This window comes from Acinetobacter pragensis, assembly GCF_001605895.1.
GTDB lineage: Bacteria > Pseudomonadota > Gammaproteobacteria > Pseudomonadales > Moraxellaceae > Acinetobacter > Acinetobacter pragensis.
Map to the genome: position 1 here is coordinate 134,484 of NZ_LUAW01000001.1, position 24,311 is coordinate 158,794.

The window sequence follows — 24,311 nt, forward strand, 5'->3', positions numbered from 1 at the left end:
ATGCCATTTTATACTTACATTGGATTTCCCTCTCCTGTAGGAGAGGGCTAGGGAGAGGTTTTAGTAGATTAGTAAACTTGATTAAAATCTTTCTTATGAATTTTGATCTCCATTGTATTTTCTCGATCAAGAGGTTGTTTTTGACGTAAATCTTCAACGATTGAGAATACAGTTGAGAAGATAGCCGATCGTGTAAATTGAAGTAAATTTAGAAGACTACTTGCAAATTCGCTGATTTTTACATAAGTATGAGTTGAGTCATTGGAGAGCTCAAATGAATCAGGAACTAAAAATAAAATGTGGTGTTCTAGAGAATTTCGCCATTTTTTATAAAATCCAAATTGTCCATTTTGTTCATTTAGATCGTATATAAGACTATTAATTGCAATCAAAGCAAAATTATCTTTGCTTTCTAAAATAGATTTATTTTTATGCCAAAAGTTATTAAATGCAGTATTTTTTTCAATTTTAAGTAAAAAGTAATGACATAAAAATATTGCTAGTTTATCTAATATTGAAAAGCATAATCTAAAACAAGTTCTTAATTTTTCTGATCTTATATTGATGATTTCTTTTTCATTTAATTCAGAATAACAGCTTTCAAAATCAAGCTTAGAACTTTCAGTAAATTTAGATTCATAGTAAAGAACACGAACTAACGAAAACTCAGCTTTAATACGATTTAAGTATTGTTCGTACTGAAGAATATTCTGAGAAGAAACGACGTTTTCAAATAAAGTTAAAGTGTCTCGTTCATTTACTATGCATGGACAATACATACCGTGAATATTCAAAGTTAAATTTTCTTTGATACACCATTGTCGGAATTCAGTCATTGATGAATTTTCTTTAGATGTCTCTAATTCGTCAAGATCTAAATTTTTGGAATTTAATTGTTCAGTTAAATAATCTATCTTATGATTATAATAGGGAATCCAAGCTTTAGGGATTAACGGAGATTCGCTAGCAAATTTATATCCTTTTATTATTTCAGTAATCATTTTTTCAGTGCGATGATCTAATAATTGATCGAATTGCTCTAAACATGATGTTCGATTTAGCCAAGCTTGAGGGTATGGGGTATTTTCTTTAATTACTGAATTATAGAGTTGCAGGGCTTCCGAAAATCTAAATTGTTGTTTGAGAACATTTGCAAGATTAATTATATTTTGTTGATATAAAACGTAGTTATCTTCTTTTTTAATTAATTTATAAGCCTTCCAATATAAATTTTTTATAACATTAAATAATTCTATATTTTTGAAATTTACATCATCTTCCGAATAACCACAATCATTAGCTAATGCAATTTTTCCATTTGCTAAATTGTAATAATAGTTAATATTCGATTGGTTTTCATAATACTCTGAGTGAGTCTCTAAAATTTTAATACCTTTAGAAACTGCATTCTTATTTCTTAACGATGTACCTACGTCTATAAATTGCCCTGCTAAATTAAATAATAAATGTAATACTGATTCGGAAGTTTCATACTTTTCGAGTTCATTTAATATCATCTCCGAACCTAACAATGCTTCATCATATTGTTCAGTATCAATTGAATAAGAAATAGCATTTATAGCTTCATTGATTTTTTTTAATTCCAATTTCATTTGATTTACTTAAATAAAAAGCCCTACTAAAATATAGCAGGGCTTTTCATAAGTGTCTAAAAATTAAGACACTTTATCACCAGCTTTAGCGCCGCTTTCAGGTGAAATCACCCAAAACCCTTCGCCATTACCCGCAGCTAAAACCATACCGTTTGAAATACCAAAACGCATTTTACGCGGTGCAAGGTTTGCCACCATCACCACCAATTTGCCTTTTAAATCTTCTGGTTGGTAGAACTCACGAATACCACTGAATACATTACGCGGTTCAGCTTCACCGACATTTAAAGTCAGTTGAAGCAACTTGTCAGAACCTTCAACGGTAGCCGCATCTAAAACTTCCGCGACACGCAGGTCAACTTTCATAAAGTCTTCGATGCCAATAATTTCAGCTTCACCCACTTTAGGCTCAGGTTTCTTTTCTACTTTCTTCTCTTTTTTCTTTTCAACTTTTGCAGGTTCAGCTGCAGCCGCTAAAGAGTCTTTAGACGCATCGACCATAGCAGCAACTGCTTTCGGGTCTACACGCTGCATCAGCGGCTGGAACAGCGCAATTTCATGATCAACTAAAATTGTTTGCGCAGAAGCAAAATCGAAAGATTCCAGTTTCAAGAAGTCCTGAACTTGCGCTGCAAGCGTTGGCAATACAGGTGCAAGATAAACAGCCAATTGACGGAACAGGTTGATGCCGACAGAACATACGTCATGCACTTGCTGTTCTTGACCTTCTTGCTTCGCAAGCGCCCAAGGTTTTTTCTCATCAATATACTGGTTGGCGCGGTCTGCCAACGCCATAATTTCACGAATTGCCGCAGAGAATTCACGCGCTTCATACGCTTTAGCAATCGAATCGCCCGCATCAATAAAGCTTTGAACCAATTCAGGCTCTGCACATGCGGCAGACAATTTATTGTCAAACTTCGTGTTGATGAATTTTGCACAGCGGCTGGCAATGTTCACCACTTTACCGACTAAATCTGAGTTTACTTTTTGCACGAAATCATCAAGATTCAAGTCAGAATCTTCAACTTTGTCAGAAAGTTTAGACGCGAAGTAATAACGTAAATATTCAGGGTTTAAATGCTCTAAATACGTTTCTGCTTTAATGAATGTGCCGCGGGATTTCGACATTTTCTGACCGTTTACAGTCAAGAAACCGTTTACGAATAAACCTGATGGCGTGCGGTAGTTTGCGCCTTCCAGCATTGCAGGCCAGAACAGCGCATGGAAATACACGATGTCCTTACCAATGAAGTGATACACCTCATTTTTAGAATCTTTTTTCCAGTAATCATCAAAACTTAAATCTGGACGCTTGGTTTTTACGTAGTTTTCAAAGCTCGACATGTAGCCAATCGGCGCATCTACCCAAACATAAAAGTATTTGTTTGGCGCATCTGGAATTTCAAAACCGAAGTAAGGCGCATCACGTGAAATGTCCCAATCATTCAAGCCATTGTCGAACCATTCATCCAGCTTGTTGGCAATTGAAACAGGCAGGCGGCCTTCATCGCGTGTCCATTTTTGCAGGTATTCGGCAAAGTTCGGCAGTTTAAAGAAGTAATGATCTGAAGATTTTTCTACAGGCGCCGCGCCGCTTAATGTCGACTTCGGATTCAGCAGTTCAGTCGCGTTATAGGTTGTACCGCAGACTTCACAAGAATCTCCGTACTGATCTTCTGCCTTGCATTTTGGGCACGTGCCTTTAATGAAGCGGTCAGACAGGAACATGCCTTTTTCAGGGTCAAATAATTGAGTCACAGGGCGTACAGCAATGTTGCCTGCTTCACGGTTCTTAATATAAATTTCTTCTGAACGGGCTTTGTTTTCAGCGCTGTTGGTCGAGTCATAGTGGTCGAAATGCACGCCAAAACCGTCAAAGTCACGGATGTGTTCTTTTTGCACATTGGCAATTTGCGCTTCCGGGCTAATGCCGTTGGCTTCGGCACGCAGCATGATGGCTGTGCCGTGAGCATCGTCCGCGCAGACATAAGTCACTTCATGGCCCATTGCACGCATGGCACGAACCCAGATATCTGCTTGGATATAACCAAGTAAGTGACCCATATGGATCGGGCCATTGGCGTATGGAAGGGCGTTAGTGACTAAAATATTACGCACGGATATAACTCTCTCATTCGTATTTTATATAAGGCCAACGATTTTACCTTAGATAGGGAGCGGATGCACAACGGAATAAGTGAATTCTTTGCAAAAGATTTTGGAAATATGATGAATACATGAATGCTGTCAGTGCGATTTAAAGTATTTTGATAAAGGTGAAAACATAAAAAATAAGAGGCCTGACTTTGTCCCCTAAAAGCATAAAAAAATTTACGGATTTTTCTCATTCAATTTTATATGGGATATCCCGGTTTTTGGGTCATACGGCTATTTTTATGATTGCGATGATCATGATGCTCTATCTTTCGCTGTCTATATGGCTTGGAAATATCAGAGATCATGTAAATGAAGCAAGATTGGCGCAAAGCGAACAGTATGATCGCCAGCGCTTTCCCTCTTTAACTCAACCTATATTTTTCTATCAGAGAATGCATGTAGGGGATTCAGGTAATTGGGTTGTTGTTTATCCTTTGGATGAACACACCAAAAAGCAATTTTTATTGAGGTTGCAGCATCAAGAAAATCAAAACGAAAGTACACAAATGGAATGTATTAAACCCACCGTCAAAAAACGCTGGAAAAGCTGGCATTCAAATATTCATTATGTACAGCCAGCAGAATGGTTAAGAGCGCATAATGATTATAAAGCTCATGATTCATTTATTGTGTATGGTTCAGAGAAGCCGATTAAAACAGTAGAGCAAGCATGCTCACAGCAAAATTTTCTCAGGTTGAATGATGCTGAAAATTACGCGCATGATTACTGGGCGATTTCTGAAAGCCAAGCATTGCTGTTCAGTGTGTATAAAATACGCTGAATCCAGTTTAGATTTCCATGAAATGCGTGGCTGACGCTGTGTGCATACAATAGTAAAAGCGGTTAAACCCTATTTTCTTCTATATTCGTTAGGCAATAACAGGGATAATGCGACATTCAGCCCGTTTTTTGAGAGTATAAGCCCATGATCGATGATGATTTCGATTTCGACCAGCCGGTGACCCGTATCCCGCAAAATGCAAGCGCTAAAAAACAGCTCGGCAATCAGATCTTAAAAGAAGCGCAGCAGTATTTGGCTTCTATGGGTGCAGCGCCGCATAGCCATTTGGTCAGTGAGTTAAGGAAAGGGGAGCCTCAGGAGGCCTATTTTGCCGTGCTGGCGGATCAAATTGAATTCGAAAGCGATGCGCCCATTGCCAATGATGCGTTAAATCTGCTGTACTTTTGGAAAATGGCTTATGAACAGGAAGAAGATAAAGCTGAGTTTAGCCTGCTGGATCTGATTGAAAGAGATTACTTTAAAAATGAATTGCTGACAGCTGTAGATGCCTTGCAGATTGGCGGCAATTTGCCGCTGCACCGTCAAGTGATTGAGCAATGCTTAAAGATGTATCAGCAGCAGTGCTATGCCGGCTGTGTCACCGTGCTGTATGGTCAAATTGAAGGCATTCTCACAGAAGCTTTAGCGGAACGCGGCTATTTGCAGCTGAATCAGACTAAATATATTGATGTTTATAAAATTGTACCCGGATTAAAAGGTCATGAAGTTAAAGGGCTATGGCATAAAGTGAAAATTGCCAGCGACATCAACCCTTACTTTTTAGAACTGCAAGCCTTGAAAATGGACAGCAGCTCCTCTGTGACTGCAACGCGCCATAACATTGTGCATGGTTCAGACGTGGAGCATTTTAACCGTGAGCGCAGTTTCATTCTGTTTATTTGGCTGTTTGCGATGGTCAGCTTTATCAGCACGGTGAAGAAATAAAAAGCTGATTTCATCGTTATATAAAATGCTGTATTTCAGTTTGTCATAAAGTGTTTCAAAATGATGCTGTGAACAAATTTTGCGCGTATTGGTGGTATATCTATTGTTAGACAATTTATAAGATCAATGAGAGCAGGGTATGAGCAATAATCAGCTGGATGAATTGAAAAACAAAGCTGCTGAACTGGGGGATGAAGTAAAGCATTCCGCGAAAGAGGCGCAGCTGCAAGGTGAAAAAGCGCTGGATGATCTTAAGCATTCTGCTAAAGAAGTAAAGCTTGAGGCAGAGAAAAAAGTGGACGAATTGAAGCGTGATGCAGAAGTGCGGCATGCGGAAGATAAGGCGGCTGTGACTGAAAAAGTTGAAGATCTGAAAGTCAAAGCTGAAAGCGCTAAAGTGGCAGCACAGGAAAAATTTGATCATCTGAAAGAAGAGGCGGGGCACAAGCTGGATGAAGCTAAGCAAAAAGCGGCCGAACTTAAGCAGGAGGCTTCGGTTAAGCTGGATGAGCTGAAAGTTCAGGCCAGTGAAAAGTTTGATGAGCTGAAGAAAAAAGCCACAGAGACTTTAGGCAAGTTTAAAAAAGATGATCAGGCTTAATTGATGCCGCTGTAAATACAAAAGCTTTAAATGAAAAAAATCCATTGCCATTAAGCGATGGATTTTTTTTAGTAAAGATTAAAAGCGCAAACACGTATTGCTATTAAAAGCTGGGCATCTGCAAATTCAGGGCTTTTACTGCGCTTGGTACAACATTATTTATTCAAATTTTCAGTTTGAATCTGGCTGATTTTCCCATTCACCACAGTAATGACATAGCGCATGTTTTCAATTTCATAGGTGTAATCAATCGCCAGTTCTTCTGTTTGATCTTTCTGCGGCGCTGCGTATGAATTTACTGTAAGTGGGGAGACCTTAATGCGCGCTTGCATTTCTTCTACGGAATCACCTAGGGTAATTGACTGGCGCTCCGCCGTAACAAAACTTTCGACATTGGCCGCATGACTGAAACTTGCAGTCAAAAGAAGGATAAACAGTAATTTTTTCATTTTCATTCCCCTGATAATACATAAAATGCATTTCTGCAAAGCAGTCCAGTCTCAGCTTCTTTGGGCTTCGTTGCACATCATCGTCTTTTATATGTTTAATGAGGTGTGCATGAGTTCAGCTGATTGCAGAAAAGCAGTGCTTGCGCTAAATAAAAGCATACAGAATGGCGCATGGCTCTGAGATAAAAGCGCGCAGCGCCCAATATTGAAATTTATATCAAAAAAACATCAAAACTGTATTGTTGAAATGTATCTAGAATTAAACGAAAACCTAGTGTTTTGCTTGGTTTTTTGGCTTTATCCTGCAACTTCTTAAATTCGATGCTTAACCTAGACCGTATTTGTCGTTAAACTATCAATAATTTGCTGTATTTCTGCTTTTTTGGAGTAATTCTATGTCGTGGCTGTCTTCGCTTAAATCGGTCTTTTCGCCCTCGCAGGAGGTGAAGGAAGAAGAAGTCCAGCAAGTGCTTCAAAGCTATATTTTGCCCAATTCAGAGCATGCGCTGAAAGACCGCATTACCCAAGTGAATGTGCAGGGGCAAGTACTGCAGATCACCATTAATACCTTTCCCTCCGAAGCGGATGATCTGCAGAAGATTCATGATGATTTGGCGGACGCGCTGGATAAATGCGGCATTACAGAATTGAATATGCATGTCATTCAGCAAAAAACCGGCCATACTTCAGGCGGCTGCGGTCATCAGCATGCCGAAGGCGAAAGCTGTTCGAGCCAGCCTAAAGCGCAAAGCGCAGCGCTTAAGAACAGCTTGCCGCCGGTTGTAGACGCATCGGCAGCGCCTGTACAAAAAGCAGAAGATACAGATCCGAATAATCCGCCTATTCAAAAAGCAGCACCGCAGCAGCGCGATGTGCCGAAACATCCGCGTATTCAAAATGTCATTTTAGTGTCATCAGGCAAAGGCGGTGTCGGCAAATCAACAACCACGGTCAATTTGGCGCTGGCGCTGCAAAAACTGGGCCTGAAGGTCGGTGTCTTGGATGCCGATATTTACGGTCCAAGCATTCCAACCATGCTGGGCAATGCAGGCCGTACCCCGATGATTGAAGCGGAGCATTTTATCCCGCTGGATGCTTATGGTTTGGCGGTGCTGTCTATCGGCCATCTCACTGGCGATCATAATACCCCAGTTGCTTGGCGCGGCCCGAAAGCGACAGGCGCGCTTATGCAGCTGTTCAATCAAACTTTATGGCCGGATTTGGATGTGCTGATGATTGATATGCCGCCGGGTACAGGCGATATTCAATTGACCATGGCGCAGCGCATTCCTGTGACGGGCGCTGTGATTGTAACGACACCGCAAAATGTCGCGCTGATGGATGCAACAAAAGGCATTGAACTGTTTAACCGTGTACAGATTCCAGTGATTGGTGTTGTCGAGAACATGTCGACACACATCTGTTCGAACTGCGGCCATGAAGAGCAGATTTTTGGCACGGGCGGCGGTGATAAATTGTCAGAACAGTACAATATTCCTTTGCTGGGACGGTTGCCGTTAAATGTGCAGATTCGTGAAAATGCTGATGCCGGCAAACCTTCTGTAGCGGCTGAAGATGAAGCGGCTGAAAGCTATATGGCAATTGCAGAAAAAATTGCTGCCGGCTTAACCCTTGCAGAAAAAGATCAGAACCGTATTTTCTGATTTGGTCAAAGCAAAAAGCCCAGCGTTTTACCGCTGGGCTTTTTTGTACCGATTTAAGAGGGTGAATAGGACTGATTCTGTTTTTTAGCTTGCATGATGTTGACGCTAATGGCGATCACAACCATCACCATCCCGACAATATCCGTGATGGTTTCTGGAATAATCAGGCACAAGGCGCCAATACCTAAGAAAATCCTCCAAAACCAGTTCATGCTGACTTTGAAGTAGCCTTCAACTGCCGCGCCAAGCGCTAGAATGCCGACGACAGAGGTAAAGACAATGCTGACGATGGTTGTCCATGCAGGGAATGCAAACTCACGCGCATTCACCGCGGCATTGGTTGTATCAATCATGAGCATGGCGGGGTTGTAGACGAACAGGAAGGGCACAATAAACCCGGCTAATGAAAGCTTCAGGGCTTGAAAGCCGGTACGCATCGGGTCGCCGCCTGCAATGCCTGCACCGGCAAAGGCGGCTAAGGCGACAGGCGGTGTAATATTGGCAAACAGGCCAAAATAGAACACGAACATATGCGCTACAAGTGTTGGAATGTCAAAGTTAGCCAGCGCCGGCGCCGCCATGGTCGCTGTAATGATATACGCAGGAATTGAAGGCAGTCCCATGCCTAAAATCATCGATGCAATCATGGTAAAGAAGAGGGTCAAAAACAGGCTGCCGGCGCCAATGCTCATGATTGATGAGGTCATGACAGAGCCAAAACTGGTTAAACTCACAACACCAATGATAATGCCGACTACGGCGCAGGCTGCCATTACCGAAAGGGATTGCTTCGCGCCGTCAGCGAGCGCTTCCAGTATGTCTTTGAAGCCCATGCGGGTTGATTTGCGGAAACTCGCCACGACCACGGTCAAGACAATGGTATAGACCGCGGCATAACTCACAGGGATGGACTGAAATAGAAAAAAGACTAAAGCCACAATAGGGATAAGCAAGTGCCCGCGTTCTTTTAAAACATCTTTAACATGCGGCAAATCAGCTTTAGGCACGCCTTTTAAATCATCACGCCCCGCGCGGAAATGGACCTGCGCCATCACTCCTAAATAGTAAAGCAAGGCAGGTAGTGTTGCTGCAAGCGCAATGGTGCCGTAACTTACCCCTGTGGTTTCAGCCATGATAAATGCACTGGCGCCCATGACAGGCGGTAAAATTTGCCCGCCCACAGAGGCGCTGGCTTCTACCGCGCCGGCAAAATTTTTGTGGTAGCCAATTTTCTTCATCAGCGGAATTGTGAATGAACCTGTCCCTACGACATTGGCCACGGCTGTTCCATTAATGCTGCCCATAAAGCCGCTGGAAATTACTGCGACTTTTGCAGGGCCGCCTTGCTTATGTCCCGCAAGCGCCATCGCAAGATCATTGAACAGCTTGCCCATGCCTGACTTCGCCAGAAAAGCGCCAAACAAAATAAACAAGAAAATAAAGGTGACCGACGCGCCGATTGCGGATGAATACAGCCCTTCGGTTTTTAAATACATTTGCCCGAAAATATCACTGATGCTGTATGGACGCGTCAGCAGGCGGTCAGGAACCCAGTCGTAGTGACTGAAGAATGGATAGGATAGAAAGATTAGCCCTAAAATAGGCAGCATCCATCCCATGACTCTCCGGGCGCCTTCAACCACCAGCACTACAGCCAAAATGGCGAAAACAATATCCAATGTGTTTGGAATGCCGCCACGCGTTGTCATAATGGCTTGATATTCTTTCCAAATATATAAAAAAGTTGCCAGCGAGGCTAAGGCAAGCAGCCAATCTAGCCACGGAATGCTTTGCCGGGAACTGGACTGGCGGGCGGGGTAGAGCAGAAAAACCAAAACTAGGCCAATCGCAACGTGGGCCGAGCGCTGAATCAGTTCAGGCAGCGGGTTAAAGGTAATAAATAGGTGAAATAATGAATAAAAAATGGCCACTGCAGCAATAAACCAAGCCACAGATTTATTGCTTGGCGTACGGGTTACCGACTCGCGGTCAAACTGTTCTAGAATGGCTTGCTGCTGCTGTGCATCTAATTGTTCAGGGGTAACTTTATCTTCATTTTGACTCATAGGCATTCTCCGATCTGCCATGCTTTCCACAAGGGGCGCTGTTGTGATGTGATCTGCACCACGGTGTAATCGGGGTGTTGCTGATAAATAGGCCAAAGCTTTTGATCGATGATCAAACTTCCTTGCATATTTCTGGAAATGATCCAGTTGATTTGTTCAACTTGCCGATCCACCTTCATACGGATCATGCCGTTTTTTTGAAAAATGATTGGATAATCATTTGGTGTTCCTGCGCCGAATGAAATCAGGTCGGTATAACGCAGTTTAAAATGCTGCGGTTCACGTTGATAGTTTTCAATCCAGCGGGTTTTTTCGACCGAATGTCTCCATTGCAAATTGAATTGTTCCGTTGAAATGCGGCAATGCGTTTGTTCAGCCTGTACATCCGTATAATGAACAGGAAACAGCAGCAGCCCGCATAAACCGAGCAGAAAAAGCGCAGCGGGCACTGCACTTTTTTTCAGTTTCATTTTTTCGCTGCAAGTTCATCGTAATAACGCTTAGCGCCAGGGTGCAGCGGGGCAACCACGCCTTTTTGCGCGGTCTCTAAATTAATTTCTGAGGCTGCCTGATGTGAGTTGGCTAACTGGCCCAAGCTGTCAAAGAACGTTTTAGTGAGCTTATAGACATCATCTTCTGACAGGTCAGAGCGGACCACTAAAGCATTCATAATCGCTGCAGTCGGGATGTCTGCTGCATTACCATAGGTGCCTTTCGGAATATTTAGCGAAAGGAAGTAGGGTTGATTTTTTGCAATCTGTTTGACTTTATCAGGGTTGATGCCGACCAGCTGCAAATCAAAGCCTTGCTGCAATTCCATCAATGATGAGTTGGGAATGCCGCTGGTTAAGAAGGCTGCATCAATTTTTCCGCCTTTGAGTGCGTCAGCTGCTTCGGCATAGCCTAGATAATCAACTTTTACATCATTATATGTAATGCCAAAACCATTCAAGAGGGTTCGCGCATTCACTTCAACACCAGAGTTTTGGGCGCCGACGGCAATACGCTTGCCTTTTAAGTCTTCAAGATTTTTAATGCCCGATTTTTTCGATGCGACGATTTGTACATAGTTTGGATACAATGCTGCAATTTGCTGAACATTATCAATTTTACCGCTGCTGAAACTGCCTGTGCCATTCAGCGCCTCAGTTAAGCTGTCACTCATCACGAAGGCCATTTCTACTTTTTTCTGTTTGAGCAAGTTAAGATTTTCAACAGAAGCCCCAGTGGTTTGAGTTTTAGAGTTGACGCCATAAGTTTTATTGTAAATTTCGGCCAAACTGGTGCCAATCACATTGTAGGGGCCAGATGCGCCGCCTGTAGCGATGTTGACGAATTTGGTCTGAAGTTTGTCTGCAGCCTGCGCGCTCGCTTGAGTTTTCTCATCCTTTGCCGTATTGGTTTTATTGTCGCTTGAGCATGCTCCTAAACCTGCAAGCGCAATTGAAAGCACTGTGAGTTGAGTCCATTTTTTCATATACTTTTCCTCGTTTTATTATCCTGAAAGCCATGCAGCCGGCTTTTTTATTCTTGATAGCGCGTTATCAGATGAATGAACAAAAAATACGCATATTTTAGAAAGTAACTGATTAAAAATCATTTGAATAGTTTTTTTTATTAGTTTGGATTATTCGATTTATAAAATCATTGATCAGAAAAATGAATGGGTCAAGCAGGCCATCAAGCTGAAGACCGGCTTGATTCAGGATGATGCGGCTTTAATGTTGAATAGGGCCGATTAAATTAAAAAAGTGTTACCAGCGTTCATGAAATTTGATTGCTTTCATTATGGTGAATTATTAAACTTATATCATTATATATGCTGGCCTGTGAATATGATCACTTGGTTTTTCATTGGCTTAGTGGTCACCATTTTGCTGACTCCTGGCCCGACCAATACCTTGCTTGCTTCCTCCGGCATCCAAGTGGGCGTACGCAAATCTTTTCGCCTTATCCCAGCAGAAGCGTTTGGCTATTTAATCTCCATCAGCCTTTGGGGCTTTCTCATTGGAAAAGTGTCTGCGCAATTGCCTTTGCTGCCCACTGTTCTGAAATTATTCAGCGCTGCCTATATTTTGTTTTTAGCTGTGCGCTTATGGAAAACGGCAAATGCGGCTGAGGATTATCATCAGGCGACGATTGGACCGGTGCAGCTGTTTGCGGCAACACTGCTCAATCCTAAAGCGCTGCTTTTTGCTTCCGCAATTTTCCCGCCAATAGTCTGGGTTGATGGTCGCTATTATACCGCGCATATGATGGTGTTCTTACTGCTTATTGTCCCGATTGCTTTTTTATGGACAGTGCTGGGTTCAATTCTGACATCGAATAAAATCAGCTGGCTGAATCAATGCAATCTGCAAAAAACCGCTTCACTGGTCTTAATGAGCTTTTCAATTCCGCTCAGCTATTCTGCATTATTAAAGCTTTAAGCGTAAAACTGAGATTGCGATGCTGAAGCAATAATATTGAGATTTGCTGCCAGCTGACGTCTAGATACTAAAGTAAGCCGCAGACATTCCGTCAAATCAGCAGGCTGCGGCGTTGACTTATTTTCATTGCTGCCGATTTCAGTTAAAGTACCATGCAATAATTGAATTAACGCTTTTTTTGGATAGAAATACATGGCTATTAAGTCTGATCGTTGGATTCGCGAAATGAGCGAAAAACACGGCATGATTGAACCGTATGCAGAGAACCAAGTCCGTTACGATGAAAATGGTGAAAAACTGATTTCATACGGCGTATCCAGCTATGGCTACGATGTGCGCTGTGCACGTGAATTTAAAGTTTTTACCAATGTGCATTCTGCGATTGTTGATCCAAAAAACTTTGATGACAGAAGCTTTATTGATATTGAATCAGACGTCTGCATTATTCCGCCAAACTCATTTGCCTTGGCGCGGACCGTGGAATATTTCCGTATTCCACGCAATGTTTTAACCGTTTGCCTTGGCAAATCGACTTATGCGCGCTGCGGTATTATTGTGAACGTCACACCGCTGGAACCTGAATGGGAAGGCCACGTGACTTTGGAATTCTCAAATACGACAAATTTGCCTGCACGCATCTATGCCGGTGAAGGCGTTGCGCAGATGCTGTTTTTTGAATCAGATGAAGTCTGTGAAACCTCTTATAAAGATAGAGGCGGTAAGTATCAAGGCCAAACAGGCGTTACATTGCCAAAAGCTTAATTTATAAAGATTCTAAGTTTTGTACGACAAAAAAGCAGGATTCAGATCCTGCTTTTTTTCGTGATTCATTCATCGGAAAGCAGGGCATTTCAGCTGGATTATTTTGCAATTGCGCATTTATTCAGCATAATTAAAAGTTAAAGTGGCTTGGCATATCTCCATCATGGACCCGATGGTATAAAACTAACTAACATGCCAAGAAAGGAATAAATATAAGAAAGATGCCGTGCATCTGAAGAAGGAAGGTCGAGATGACTGGTTTAAAAAAAGCTTACACATTCCGCCAGAACTGTGTGGCGGCGGCAGTTAGCCTGTTGCTGGCGCAGTCCGCTTATGCACTTCAAGATTTGTCAGATGCGGCACTGTCAGAAACCACAGGCGAGGGCGTGGCATTGCTTCCAGAAGGCTTTAAGATGGTTTTTCAAGGCGCAAATGATGCTTCTACTGCTTCCAGCTATAACCGTAATCTGACAGGAACCGATGCCGTAAAAGCGGAACAGTACGATACAGGCTTTATCCGTATTATTCCTGTAGGCGAAAATTATTCAAAATATGCAGGAATTACCTCTGCTGTGCTGGGCGCTAAAAGAACCAAGGCAGATATCTTCATTTATGGCTTGGCGTTATCTAAAACAGATAGTGATTTAAACAAGCGGTTCAGCAATGCCGGCTTTAATTGGGGCACTGAAGCCAATCCTTGGCTATTCAGGGCGGGTACAGCAACAGGCATTCGCCAATTTCAATCCAGCAATGCCAGTGCAGATATCAGCTATTTAACCTTGGAAGCGCCATTAGCAACTGTGGCTGCATCAGAAGATGATAACAATATTAAATTGGGTTTTTGGCTGGATGCTTTTTCCCGGACGCTTAATTCCAGCAACAAAGTGGACCCGATTACAGGCGCGCCAGTCACAGCAAATGCCGCAGCTGATGCAGATTTGCTAAAAGAGCAGCGTATTCGGCTGCAGTTCGTTGCTAATGGCTTAAGTTTAAATGGTTCTCAGGTTCGCTTATTTCAAACACAGGCATCAACAGTCGCGCAGCAGAACCAAACATTAGGCATGGCCAGTATTATTCGTCTCAATACCAATGATGATCCATCCGCTTTGGTTTATGCCAACACAGATGTGAATAAGACTTTGCTGAATGCAAAAGGCTTGAGAATCAGCACTGCCGCATCCGATGATGGAACGGCTGTAACCCCAGCTTTAGACCGTTCATTTGCCCCGGTATTTGATTCGAATGAAGGTCTATATTTATACAGCCCTAACATCAATTTGGTTTTAGGTAATATGTATCAGCCTTTTGTTGTGGGTTCAGAAGGCAATAACATTATTCTGGAAGTTACTAGAATACCTGACATCCCTGAAATATATAAGAAAATTTATACTTACTATGCCAGCACCGATAGTTCAAATACAGCTTTAACCGCAGCGCAGAAAGCTGAATACAAAGGCTCAACGTGTAATGTCTCCGCCTGCGGAGATGTCTTAACCGTCGGAACAGGAACATCTGCAGTCACCTATCAAGGCAATAATGCAACACATAGCAGTATTGCGATCGGCAGTGTAACGCTGGATAAAGCTACGAATTTATTGAAGGCCAATGATGCAGCGGCTTCTACGGGAGTGGTTTTTAGAAGCGCTGGAACCGGGTCAACAGCAGTCAATTTGGGCTCTGCTGTTATTGATGGCGTGCTGATCCAGCATTTGAAATTTAAAACAACGGGCTTGTAAAGGGGAAATATAATGAAAAGATCTTTACTTATGCCATTGGTTTTATCCTCTCAACTTTGTTCTGCAGGGCTAATTGGGCTGAATAGCGATGAACTGGTGAATGTAACAGGCAAAGGCGGGGCTGACTTAAGCTGGACACTTTCATTAAATCAGCAGTATGCAACGGATATGAGTTTAAAAAATATATCAAAATTGAATGGCACGGATAAAAATGGGCGAGCTATTGTTACTGAAGCCTATTATAAAATGCAGTCTACCGATTGCCCATTGCTTGAGCTGTGCAGGCTGGCGATTTCACCAAACAATCATGTGGAAAATGGACAGAAAAAGTGGCTGGTCTTTAAGCAGTTTCAAGGTACCCTGCAAATCGAGAAATTCTCTTTGGAAGGCACAACAATTTTAAATAAAGACGGCAATCCGCAAACAGCTATGCTGCTGAAATTCTATGATAATTATCCTCTGAAAATCAGGAATCTGGGTTTTTCCAGCCTTTCTGTTGAGTCCGGTGATACAGGCTATTTAACGACAACAAAATACAGCACCTATGATTCTGGAAAAGTTGTTCCAAGCTTTGATAATGGGCAGGAACAAGGTTTTATGGGGCTGAATATGCATGGCAATTTGCACATGGATGGAAATTTGAAGATTTTCAGCTACAACTGTTCAGGTGGAACGGGAAGCCGCTGCTAATCGTAATGATTTCAAAAGGATGTTGATATGCACAAAATAATAAAACTAAATTTGCTGGCAGCATGTGTTTGTATTGCGAACCAAGCCTATGCGCTTGAAGTATTAAACGATCAGACACTGGGCGCAGTTACAGGCCAGGACGGCATTTCCATTACACATGAAGTTTCACGCGTAGAAGCGAATCAGATTAATTGGGTTGATTATTCAGGTACGGGAACAACTCCAATAAAGCTGGGCCTGCATGATGTCACAATTCAATCTGCTGCCGCCAATACCAATATTCAGTCTAAAGTTGATTTGGATGTCGGTGTAACCAATGCGGATAGCTCAGGGCGAAAAGGCACAGGGATTGAGTTAACGGCAAGCATATCGCCATTCATTGCCACGGCTTCAAAAATAATGCTGATGTGTGAACCGAATTGCACATCAGGAGAAACCAGTCAAAATTTAGGGTCTTTAAGTTTTTCAACTATTTCACCCTTAAAGGTGTATTTGGCGACCACCAATGGGCTGTTTAACCGTAACGATAAAGCGCATTTGGAATTTAATTTGCAAAATGCCAGCATCAGCTATGGGCAAAATGGACAAAATTTAACGTCTAAGGACTTTAACTTTAATTTTACAGCCGATGGATATATGTATATCGATGCTGATGAAGGGATTGTGCTGACAACTAAATCAAGAGATGGCAATACCGATCACATTGTCAGCTTAGACCGTGTTGAAGATAAAACAGATGTACACAGCAGCCGTACAGGTACAGCAACCAATCCCGGTTTAAATATAGATTTGCGCTATGGTTCAGATACATCCAATCAACGAAATTTAATCCGTATTGGCGCATCTGGTGATTTAACCAATGCAAAAATTCTGTTCAATTCGAATCAAACAGGAATAGCGCAATTCACTCAGGTGAATCGAGGCAGTGGCAGCGCTGCAGAAACAGTAGCTACTGCGGCAACAGGCTATGATTTTAAAAATACTGGCGGGCTGCACTTCGGCTTGTCAGCAGATTTCCTTCACAGCGGCCTGAATCCCACGGTATTTGAACTTGGCCATACAGGGACAGGCAGTTACGCGATTGAGTTTTCAAATTTAACGCGCCTGAATGTGCGAACTGCGAATGATGCGTCGGCTGCAGTAAATACTCAGAATGCATATATCGATTTGGGCGATATTTATATTAATAATATTCGAACGAATTCATTGGGCTTTGTGGTCAATGAGCAAATTAAGAATATATTAGGGGCTTCTGCTTACGAGCAAATATATAATCCATCGCAAACCGCCAATGCGCAGAATATGGTTTTAGTGGCAATTCGAGGCATGGATTTTCAAGCCATTGCCCGCAAAGCTCGCTTTATTTCAGATAATTCAATTGCAGACATTAATGCCGGATCAAAAACTGCTTCGACTTGGGGTTTAGGCATTCCCATCTATAATTTGAATGCCAATGCCGCCATTTATTCAAAAGACTATACCAATAAAAATAATGTGACGAAAACGGGACTGGGCTATGATTTAGCCATGTCGACAGATGGGTATGGTGTTGACACTAAAACAGGTACACCAAATACCACATCTATTATTGTGATTGATGGCGCGCAAGGGAGTCATGGCGAAGAAGTTAACTATTATGCCGGTTTAAGGAATATTGATTCTTATATCAAGGCCAAAGGTGTGATCGGTTTTGAAGATAAAGAAATCTATATTAAAGCTGATAGCCTGCTTATGGCGGCCAAAGCTGAGGTTGCAATTGGACAGCTGCCAGGATCCTTATATAACTGTACAGCTGGTCAGACGACATGTGCTAAAAAAGTCGTACCAATTGATAATTTTGCCAAAAAAGATGATGTTTTGACGACGATCGCTTTTAAACTGGATGGAAAGGGCGAGCTGTTTATTATTCCAGGTTTAGAAAGCGCATCTGGTACACCGGATACGAATTTCCTCTCTTTAAAAGCCAACTTTGAATTTAACGCACCGAAAGATGCAAATGACCAAGGAAGCTTTGTCAGTTTAATTGATTCAGATGTGCAAGGTACAACCACCAAGACTTCAAGCCTGAATTTGAATAAAATCCAAGGGCATATCGGCGTCAATAGTGAAGTGCATATGCAGAGCGATACAGTTGTGCTGGATAATCAGGTGCAATTCAACTATAAAGCGCTGGCCGGCGGACAAGGAAAAGCTTTTACAGCTGAAGTCGCTATGTCTCCATCGTCTGGCGCGATGCAAAAAATTGCAGATCTCGCGATTACTGGCGGTACGATGCGGAGCACCTTGGGAATTACGCCAAGATAAATTAAGAAATAAAAAAAATCAGGGAAATATGATGAAAAAAACAATTCTAGGTGTTTGGATCGCGTCCGCATTAAGCTTTTCAACCATGCCGCATGCTATGACGAATTTGGATGACCAGTCGCTTTCTGACGTAACTGGCCAGTCTTTGCTGAATATGACTTATGTTCAAGGTACAAATTCTGGCTCTATGCAACAATCAAATATGGGATTTTATCGGCTCTCACTAGAAGGGCAGCTGTCACTGAATGCCAATATTAAAAAGCTCCAATTAGGCTGCGGCGGATCTAAAGGCGCGGGCTGTGATATTGATATTGATAATATTGCACTTACTGGCATTACAACATCTAAGGAAGCAGGGGCTGGCGCAAGTACAGACTTTGTATTGAATAATCCATTTATTGAATTTGCAATAGATAATGCCGCAACTTCTTCAACGCGATCGGTAGCCGGATTCCGCCTAGGCGCATTATCTGCACTCGGCATTATGAGTATTGGTTCCAATGCAGATTTAACACAATTGAGTGATGATACGGGTATTAACACGCTGAGCGGTGATATCGGCATTAGGGTGACAAATGCGACCTTAACCAATGTAAGCGCTTGTGTTATTTCAACAACGGCGGGATGCTGGTTGAACGGTACTGCTAATGTCGCAGATTATAGTACAACGCTGATTGCAAAACGCTCCAAGACATTTAGCTTGACAGGAATGACCGCGCAAGCATCTTCATCTTTATTAGGTTTGAAATTAACCAATGTTAATATGAATGAGATTCCCTATGCCACAACCCATCAATTGATGATTGCTGATACAGATGCTAGCGGGAATTATATTGCAACAAGCAATGCCTCTTTGTCTTTGCAAAGTAAAAATATTTATTGGCAAAACGTTTCCGATGGCTCTTGGCGTACCATAGCCGCTGAAAAAGGCTGGTGGATTTCCTTGCCGACGACTCAGTTTGCGGACTTGCAAATGACCCAAGCCGTCAAGTTAAATGCTTTTGCTGCCATTGGCGGCGCATTGGGGCAAGAAGTAAATTTGGCTGGTGTTGATTTAGGGCAAACCCCTATTTCAAATTGCTTTGGCAGTTTAAAATTCTGTTAATAATACAATTTATCCTAGAATGTAAAAATCCCGCACTCAGCGGGATTTTTACATTAGCTAAAACTTATTTTGCAATTTTAGCCAGCAGTTCTTCTTTAGAAATGTTGACAGATTCGGCATCGCGGCGGCCTTTATATTCAAAAGTGCCAGCATCCAAGCCTTTTTCACCAATGACAATGCGGTGAGGAATACCTGTAATTTCTAAGTCAGAGAATTTAACGCCAGGACGTTCGTCACGGTCATCTAAAATCACGTCATAACCGGCAGCTTGAAGTTCTGCATACAGCGTTTCAGCCGCCTCTAATGTACGCGGAGATTTATGCGCATTCATTGGTACAATGGCAACTTCGAAAGGCGCAATAGCAGATGGCCAGATGATGCCTTTGTCATCGAAGTTTTGCTCAATGGCGGATGCAACAACACGTGTTACACCAATACCATAACAGCCCATAGTCACCACAAGCGGTTTGCCATCTTTACCCAAGACTTTACAGCCGAGCGCTTCGGAGTATTTTTGACCCAATTGGAAAATATGGCCCACTTCAATACCGCGTTTAATTTGCAGTGTGCCTTTGCCGTCTGGAGATGGATCGCCTTCAACTACATTGCGCAAGTCATAGACTTCTGTCAATTGAGCATCACGTTCCCAGTTTACGCCAACTGCATGCTTATCCACTTGGTTCGCGCCGGCAACGAAGTCAGACAAAACAGATGCAGCGCGGTCTGCAATAACGGTAATGCCTTTTTCAACAAGACCTTGAGGGCCGCAGAAACCTGCTGTTAAACCTAAATCTTCCAGCTGTGTTTCTGTTGCAAAGACAAGCGGCGATGCAATTAATGGGTGCTTTTCAGCTTTAATTTCGTTCAGCTCGTGATCGCCGCGTAAGAATAAAGCAACTACAGGCGTCGCTTTGCCTTCTTCAGCCACACCTTGTACCAGCAATGCTTTTACAGATTGTGCAGGATTAGATTTTAAGAACTCTGAAACATCCGCAATCGTTTTTTGATTTGGTGTATCTACAATTTCAAGCGCTTTAGCTGGTGCCGCGCGCTCGCCGACAAGGACAGCTTCTGCCATTTCAACGTTGGCCGCGTAGTCTGATTCTGTAGAAAAGGCGATATCGTCTTCACCGCTTGAAGCCAATACATGGAATTCGTGCGAGCCTGAACCGCCAATTGAACCCGTATCTGCCTGTACTGGACGGAAGTTCAAGCCAAGGCGTGTAAAGATTTTACAGTAAGCATCGAACATGCGGTCATATGTTTCTTGCAGCGATGCTTGATCGACATGGAAAGAATACGCATCTTTCATGATGAATTCGCGTGAACGCATTACGCCAAAGCGCGGACGGATTTCGTCACGGAATTTGGTTTGCACTTGATAGAAGTTTGCAGGCAATTGTTTGTAGCTTTTTAATTCATTGCGCGCAAGGTCAGTGATGACTTCTTCGTGTGTAGGGCCAAGTACAAAGTCATTGCTGTGGCGGTCTTTGAAGCGTAAGAGTTCCGGGCCGTATTGTACATAGCGGCCAGACTCTTCCCACAGTGAGGCAGGCTGAGTCACAGGCATTAATACTTGAAGCGAGCCGGCACGGTCCATTTCTTCACGCACAATCGCTTCTACTTTATTTAATACGCGAACGCCCATCGGCAGCCAAGTATACAAACCCGAAGCCAATTTACGAATCATCCCGGCACGAAGCATTAACTGATGTGAAATAACTTCAGCATCGTTTGGGGTTTCTCTCAACGTTGCAAATAAAAAGCGACTCGCGCGCATGGAAACTGTCCTAAGAAATTAAGCGTTAAAGGGGGGATTATACAATAAAAAATGAGGTGAACATTTCTCAATGTCACCTCATTGGCATTTATTCGCCTGAATTCATCATCGATACAATTAAGAGGTGAATTTTTTGACCTGACGCATCATCAAATTTTTAAAGTCATCTAAATAGGTAAAAATGACTGGAACCACGACCAGCGTGAGCAGGGTTGAGGTAATGMCCCCGCCAATGACAGCATGCGCCATCGGCGCGCTCTGTTCACCTCCTTCACCCAAGCCCAGTGCTAAAGGCACCATGCCCATGACCATGGCGCTGGTGGTCATTAAGATAGGGCGGAGCCGTGTTTTGCCTGCAGCAATGATGGCATCAAAACGCTGCATGCCTTTATCCATAGATTTTTTAATAAAATCAATCAGTAAAATAGCGTTTTTAGTGACCAACCCCATCAGCATGATAATGCCGATAATGGAAAATAAGTTCATTGTGGAATTAAATAGAAATAAGGCGAGAAATACCCCAATGAGCGACAGCGGCAAAGAAGCCATAATGGCAGCAGGGTGAATGAAACTGTTGAATTGCGAACCTAATACAATATAAATAAACACAATAGACAGGGTGATTGCTGTCATGGCATAGCCTGCCGACTCAGCCATGTCTTTGTTGGCGCCCTGTGTTGCAAAATAATAGCCGGGCGGCAAATCAAAACTGTCTTCTATTTTTTTGATGTCCGCGCCAATATCACCTGCGGGCCGGCCGGCCGTGTTGGCTTCGACCAAAACCTCGCGCGCCAGATCGCGGCGGTTGATTTGAGATGCACCAAGGGTTTCTTCAAAACTGGCGACAGATGAGAGCGGAATTAAAATGGGCAGACCTGATGCATCCGTTTTTTGCGAGGTGATATACATGTTTTGTATATCGCTTGGCAAGCTGCGCTGGTCTTGATTCAGCCTTACATTAACATCATAGGTTTCGCCTTTTTCATCTTTCCATGTGGTGATGTTGTCACCTGCGATCAGCGGTCGGACAACATTGGCAATTTGATTGACAGAGAGGCCTAAATCACTGGCCAGCACGCGGTTGATATGGACGCCCAATGTCGGTTTCGGCTCTTTCAGCGAACTTTCTAAATCAACAATGCCATTGACCTTTGAAACTTCGCTCATAAAGCGGTCAGAAATCTTTTGCAGTTCATTTAAGTCCGGCCCTTTAATTGAAATCATCACCGGTTTTTGACCGCCTGACACAGTTTCATCTGCAGATGCGACAGACGTTACGGTAATGCCCGCGACGGGCTTCAAGCGGCTGCGGAATTGGTTGTTCAAATCGGTCAGGGTTTCTTTGCGTGCAGTTCTTGGGGTGACTGTGACTCGGAGGCTGACATGGTTTTTGCCTCGGTCTGAAACACTGTTGATTGCGCCGTACGTTGCACGCACTTCCGGGTGCTGGCGGATAATGGCATCGACTTGTTTCAGTTTGGCTTGCGAATATTCGAGTGTGGCATCTACAGGCGTTTCAAACTTAATGCGGATTTCACCTTTATCCGGTACGGGCACAAATTCTGTACCAATCAGTTTGGAGAGGCCCAGTGCGCCGAACAGTGAAGCCACGGCAATTAAAATAGTAATAAAACGAAAGCGCAGCGCCAGTTTCAGAAGTTTTTCATAATAATGGCTTAGATTGTCCAGCTTGTCTGAAATCCAATTCAGGAAACGTTTGACTGCACCCGGCTTTTTATTAGGATTCTTTTTTTCAGCCCAATGCGCAGACAGCATTGGATCGAGCGTAAAGCTCACAAACATCGAGATCAGCACTGCGGTGCTGACGGTGACGCCAAACTGGTAGAAAAAGCGTCCGATAATGCCGCCCATGAATGCCACAGGAAGAAATACTGCGACAATGGTGAGCGTTGTGGCCAATACCGCCAGGCCAATTTCTTTGGTGCCGTCCAAAGCTGCGCTCACATGATCTTTGCCCATGTCGGCATGGCGTACAATATTTTCACGCACCACAATAGCGTCATCAATCAGTAGGCCAATACTGAGAGACAGCGCCAGCAGCGTCATCATATTAATGCTGAAGCCGAATGCCCAAATAAAAGTCAGCGTACCTAAAAGGGCAATGGGTAGCGTTATGCCGGTAATGGCTGTTGAGCGGAAAGAGCCTAAAAACAGCAGCACAATCAGAATGGCCAGCACAGCGCCTTCAACAATGGTGCGGGCGACATCTTTGATGCTGCCGCGGATACCTTTCGATGAGTCCACGACAATGTCTGCTGTTGTACCATTTGGCAGCTGGGTTTTAATTTCTTCCAGCGTTTTACGGGTATTGTCCGTGACTTCAATGACGTTTGAATCTGAACTGCGCAGAATATCAATGGCTACGGCTGTTTTACCGTTTAAATACGCGCTGGATTCCATTTCCGCTTGGCTGTCTTCAATGCTGGCCACTTGCTTGAGGAAAATCGGTGCGCCATTTTTATTTGCCACTACTAAATCGCCGAAAGCCTGCGGGTGAATCACTCGGGACTTGATTTCTACAACCAGCTCAGACGTTGGCTGTTTCAGTGTGCCGCCCGGCACTTCAATATTTTCCGCTTTTAAGGTGTTCAGCACCTGATCAATGCCTAGGCCAAAGCTTTGCAGTTTCTTCGGGTCGACCTGTATGCGGATTTGGCGCTGCGCATCGCCCAGCAGGTTGACGGTGCCGACGCCAGAAACGGTTCTCAGCTGAGGCACAATGCGCTGTTCCAGATAAGAGCTGAGATCGCGCAGATCCATATTTTGGGATTCAAAGACAATTGACATGACCGGACTTGCGGTAGGGTCGTAGCGCTCTACAATTGGATCATCAATTTCGTCGCGGAATTGGGCGCTGACAGGGGCAATCTTGTCGCGGATATCTTGCGCTGCAACCGAAGACAGCACATCCAGATTAAATTCGGCAATGATCATTGACAGCCCTTCACTGGACTGGGAAATCACTTGCTTTAGGCCGGAAATGGTGTTGATCTGATCTTCCATTTTTTTTGTAATTTCAGATTCAACCGATTCCGGCGATGCGCCCGGATAATTGGTATAGATCACCACAAATGGAAAATCAACGTCTGGAAATTCTTCCACACCCATACGCTGCCAAGACGCCAAGCCAAGCACCAGCAGGCACAGCATCATCATAATGGTGAAGACAGGGTATTTGACGCTAATTCGGGTAAACCACATAAC

General features: G+C 43.3%; 18 protein-coding genes. 10 read left to right on the forward strand and 8 right to left on the reverse strand.

Features of this window, described 5'->3' with window-relative positions; genetic code table 11:
• Positions 1-68: 68 nt before the first annotated feature.
• Positions 69-1,613: an LA2681 family HEPN domain-containing protein gene (locus AZH43_RS00625; RefSeq protein WP_067665299.1), complete on the reverse strand. Its 1,545-nt coding sequence runs from the start codon at positions 1,611-1,613 to the stop codon at positions 69-71.
• 63 nt (positions 1,614-1,676) lie between these two features.
• Positions 1,677-3,734 carry a methionine--tRNA ligase gene (gene metG, locus AZH43_RS00630; RefSeq protein ID WP_067665302.1) on the reverse strand — a complete coding sequence of 686 codons (2,058 nt, stop codon included), beginning with the start codon at positions 3,732-3,734 and terminating at the stop codon, positions 1,677-1,679.
• Positions 3,735-4,012: 278 nt separating this feature from the next.
• Between metG and AZH43_RS00635 the strand changes: the two genes are divergently transcribed.
• The 3 genes from AZH43_RS00635 to AZH43_RS00645 all read left to right on the forward strand — a co-directional run bounded on the left by AZH43_RS00635 (position 4,013) and on the right by AZH43_RS00645 (position 6,101).
• Entirely contained in the window at positions 4,013-4,555 is a 543-nt protein-coding gene (locus tag AZH43_RS00635; protein ID WP_067665304.1) for a hypothetical protein, read from the forward strand.
• Between the two features lie 144 nt (positions 4,556-4,699).
• Complete coding sequence (locus AZH43_RS00640; protein ID WP_067665307.1) at positions 4,700-5,500, forward strand: hypothetical protein; 801 nt, start codon at positions 4,700-4,702, stop codon at positions 5,498-5,500.
• 139 nt (positions 5,501-5,639) lie between these two features.
• Positions 5,640-6,101, forward strand: a complete 462-nt coding sequence (locus tag AZH43_RS00645; RefSeq protein ID WP_067665310.1) for a hypothetical protein — start codon at positions 5,640-5,642, stop codon at positions 6,099-6,101.
• A 155-nt stretch (positions 6,102-6,256) separates the two neighbouring features.
• Here AZH43_RS00645 and AZH43_RS00650 read toward each other — a convergent pair whose 3' ends face one another.
• Positions 6,257-6,550 carry a hypothetical protein gene (locus AZH43_RS00650; protein WP_067665505.1) on the reverse strand — a complete coding sequence of 98 codons (294 nt, stop codon included), beginning with the start codon at positions 6,548-6,550 and terminating at the stop codon, positions 6,257-6,259.
• A gap of 395 nt (positions 6,551-6,945) precedes the next feature.
• Here AZH43_RS00650 and apbC point away from each other — a divergent pair, with 395 nt between their 5' ends.
• Positions 6,946-8,214: an iron-sulfur cluster carrier protein ApbC gene (gene apbC, locus AZH43_RS00655; protein WP_067665313.1), complete on the forward strand. Its 1,269-nt coding sequence runs from the start codon at positions 6,946-6,948 to the stop codon at positions 8,212-8,214.
• Positions 8,215-8,267: 53 nt separating this feature from the next.
• Here apbC and AZH43_RS00660 read toward each other — a convergent pair whose 3' ends face one another.
• The 3 genes from AZH43_RS00660 to AZH43_RS00670 are packed head-to-tail and all read right to left on the reverse strand — an operon-like array spanning position 8,268 to position 11,757.
• Positions 8,268-10,280 carry a TRAP transporter permease gene (locus AZH43_RS00660; protein WP_067665316.1) on the reverse strand — a complete coding sequence of 671 codons (2,013 nt, stop codon included), beginning with the start codon at positions 10,278-10,280 and terminating at the stop codon, positions 8,268-8,270.
• Positions 10,277-10,750, reverse strand: coding sequence for a DUF1850 domain-containing protein (locus AZH43_RS00665; RefSeq protein WP_067665319.1), 474 nt, complete (start codon positions 10,748-10,750; stop codon positions 10,277-10,279). Before AZH43_RS00665 ends, AZH43_RS00660 begins: the two co-directional genes overlap by 4 nt.
• Positions 10,747-11,757 carry a TAXI family TRAP transporter solute-binding subunit gene (locus tag AZH43_RS00670; protein WP_067665322.1) on the reverse strand — a complete coding sequence of 337 codons (1,011 nt, stop codon included), beginning with the start codon at positions 11,755-11,757 and terminating at the stop codon, positions 10,747-10,749. The genes AZH43_RS00665 and AZH43_RS00670 overlap by 4 nt, the downstream gene beginning before the upstream one ends.
• 358 nt (positions 11,758-12,115) lie before the next feature.
• On the opposite strand from AZH43_RS00670, the gene AZH43_RS00675 reads away from it, so the two are divergent.
• The 6 genes from AZH43_RS00675 to AZH43_RS00705 all read left to right on the forward strand — a co-directional run bounded on the left by AZH43_RS00675 (position 12,116) and on the right by AZH43_RS00705 (position 19,306).
• On the forward strand, positions 12,116-12,709 hold the full coding sequence (locus AZH43_RS00675) for a LysE family translocator (protein ID WP_067665508.1): 594 nt from the start codon (positions 12,116-12,118) through the stop codon (positions 12,707-12,709).
• 192 nt (positions 12,710-12,901) lie between these two features.
• The gene (gene dcd, locus AZH43_RS00685; protein WP_067665328.1) at positions 12,902-13,471 is read left to right on the forward strand and encodes a dCTP deaminase; all 570 of its coding nucleotides are present in this window, start codon (positions 12,902-12,904) and stop codon (positions 13,469-13,471) included.
• 251 nt (positions 13,472-13,722) lie between these two features.
• The gene (locus tag AZH43_RS00690; RefSeq protein ID WP_067665331.1) at positions 13,723-15,207 is read left to right on the forward strand and encodes a hypothetical protein; all 1,485 of its coding nucleotides are present in this window, start codon (positions 13,723-13,725) and stop codon (positions 15,205-15,207) included.
• A 12-nt stretch (positions 15,208-15,219) separates the two neighbouring features.
• Complete coding sequence (locus AZH43_RS00695) at positions 15,220-15,897, forward strand: hypothetical protein (protein ID WP_067665333.1); 678 nt, start codon at positions 15,220-15,222, stop codon at positions 15,895-15,897.
• A 27-nt stretch (positions 15,898-15,924) separates the two neighbouring features.
• Entirely contained in the window at positions 15,925-18,201 is a 2,277-nt protein-coding gene (locus tag AZH43_RS00700) for a DUF6160 family protein (protein WP_067665336.1), read from the forward strand.
• Between the two features lie 31 nt (positions 18,202-18,232).
• Positions 18,233-19,306, forward strand: coding sequence for a hypothetical protein (locus AZH43_RS00705; protein WP_067665511.1), 1,074 nt, complete (start codon positions 18,233-18,235; stop codon positions 19,304-19,306).
• A 64-nt stretch (positions 19,307-19,370) separates the two neighbouring features.
• Here AZH43_RS00705 and AZH43_RS00710 read toward each other — a convergent pair whose 3' ends face one another.
• Together AZH43_RS00710 and AZH43_RS00715 are read right to left on the reverse strand one after the other, a co-directional pair.
• Positions 19,371-21,086 (reverse strand): proline--tRNA ligase, encoded by a 1,716-nt coding sequence (locus AZH43_RS00710; RefSeq protein ID WP_067665339.1) that lies wholly within the window; start codon positions 21,084-21,086, stop codon positions 19,371-19,373.
• 117 nt (positions 21,087-21,203) lie between these two features.
• Positions 21,204-24,308 (reverse strand): efflux RND transporter permease subunit, encoded by a 3,105-nt coding sequence (locus AZH43_RS00715; RefSeq protein ID WP_067665342.1) that lies wholly within the window; start codon positions 24,306-24,308, stop codon positions 21,204-21,206.
• Positions 24,309-24,311 lie beyond the last annotated feature (3 nt).

Bases quoted from the DNA above. Each gene is read 5' to 3' on its own strand.
- AZH43_RS00670 (WP_067665322.1), bottom strand. From the start codon at position 11,757: ATGAAAAAATGGACTCAACTCACAGTGCTTTCAATTGCGCTTGCAGGT.
- AZH43_RS00700 (WP_067665336.1), top strand. From the start codon at position 15,925: ATGCACAAAATAATAAAACTAAATTTGCTGGCAGCATGTGTTTGTATT.
- AZH43_RS00625 (WP_067665299.1), bottom strand. From the start codon at position 1,613: ATGAAATTGGAATTAAAAAAAATCAATGAAGCTATAAATGCTATTTCT.
- AZH43_RS00675 (WP_067665508.1), top strand. From the start codon at position 12,116: ATGATCACTTGGTTTTTCATTGGCTTAGTGGTCACCATTTTGCTGACT.
- apbC (WP_067665313.1), top strand. From the start codon at position 6,946: ATGTCGTGGCTGTCTTCGCTTAAATCGGTCTTTTCGCCCTCGCAGGAG.
- AZH43_RS00695 (WP_067665333.1), top strand. From the start codon at position 15,220: ATGAAAAGATCTTTACTTATGCCATTGGTTTTATCCTCTCAACTTTGT.
- AZH43_RS00650 (WP_067665505.1), bottom strand. From the start codon at position 6,550: ATGAAAAAATTACTGTTTATCCTTCTTTTGACTGCAAGTTTCAGTCAT.
- AZH43_RS00705 (WP_067665511.1), top strand. From the start codon at position 18,233: ATGAAAAAAACAATTCTAGGTGTTTGGATCGCGTCCGCATTAAGCTTT.
- AZH43_RS00635 (WP_067665304.1), top strand. From the start codon at position 4,013: ATGATTGCGATGATCATGATGCTCTATCTTTCGCTGTCTATATGGCTT.
- AZH43_RS00660 (WP_067665316.1), bottom strand. From the start codon at position 10,280: ATGAGTCAAAATGAAGATAAAGTTACCCCTGAACAATTAGATGCACAG.
- AZH43_RS00690 (WP_067665331.1), top strand. From the start codon at position 13,723: ATGACTGGTTTAAAAAAAGCTTACACATTCCGCCAGAACTGTGTGGCG.
- AZH43_RS00710 (WP_067665339.1), bottom strand. From the start codon at position 21,086: ATGCGCGCGAGTCGCTTTTTATTTGCAACGTTGAGAGAAACCCCAAAC.
- AZH43_RS00645 (WP_067665310.1), top strand. From the start codon at position 5,640: ATGAGCAATAATCAGCTGGATGAATTGAAAAACAAAGCTGCTGAACTG.
- AZH43_RS00665 (WP_067665319.1), bottom strand. From the start codon at position 10,750: ATGAAACTGAAAAAAAGTGCAGTGCCCGCTGCGCTTTTTCTGCTCGGT.
- dcd (WP_067665328.1), top strand. From the start codon at position 12,902: ATGGCTATTAAGTCTGATCGTTGGATTCGCGAAATGAGCGAAAAACAC.
- AZH43_RS00640 (WP_067665307.1), top strand. From the start codon at position 4,700: ATGATCGATGATGATTTCGATTTCGACCAGCCGGTGACCCGTATCCCG.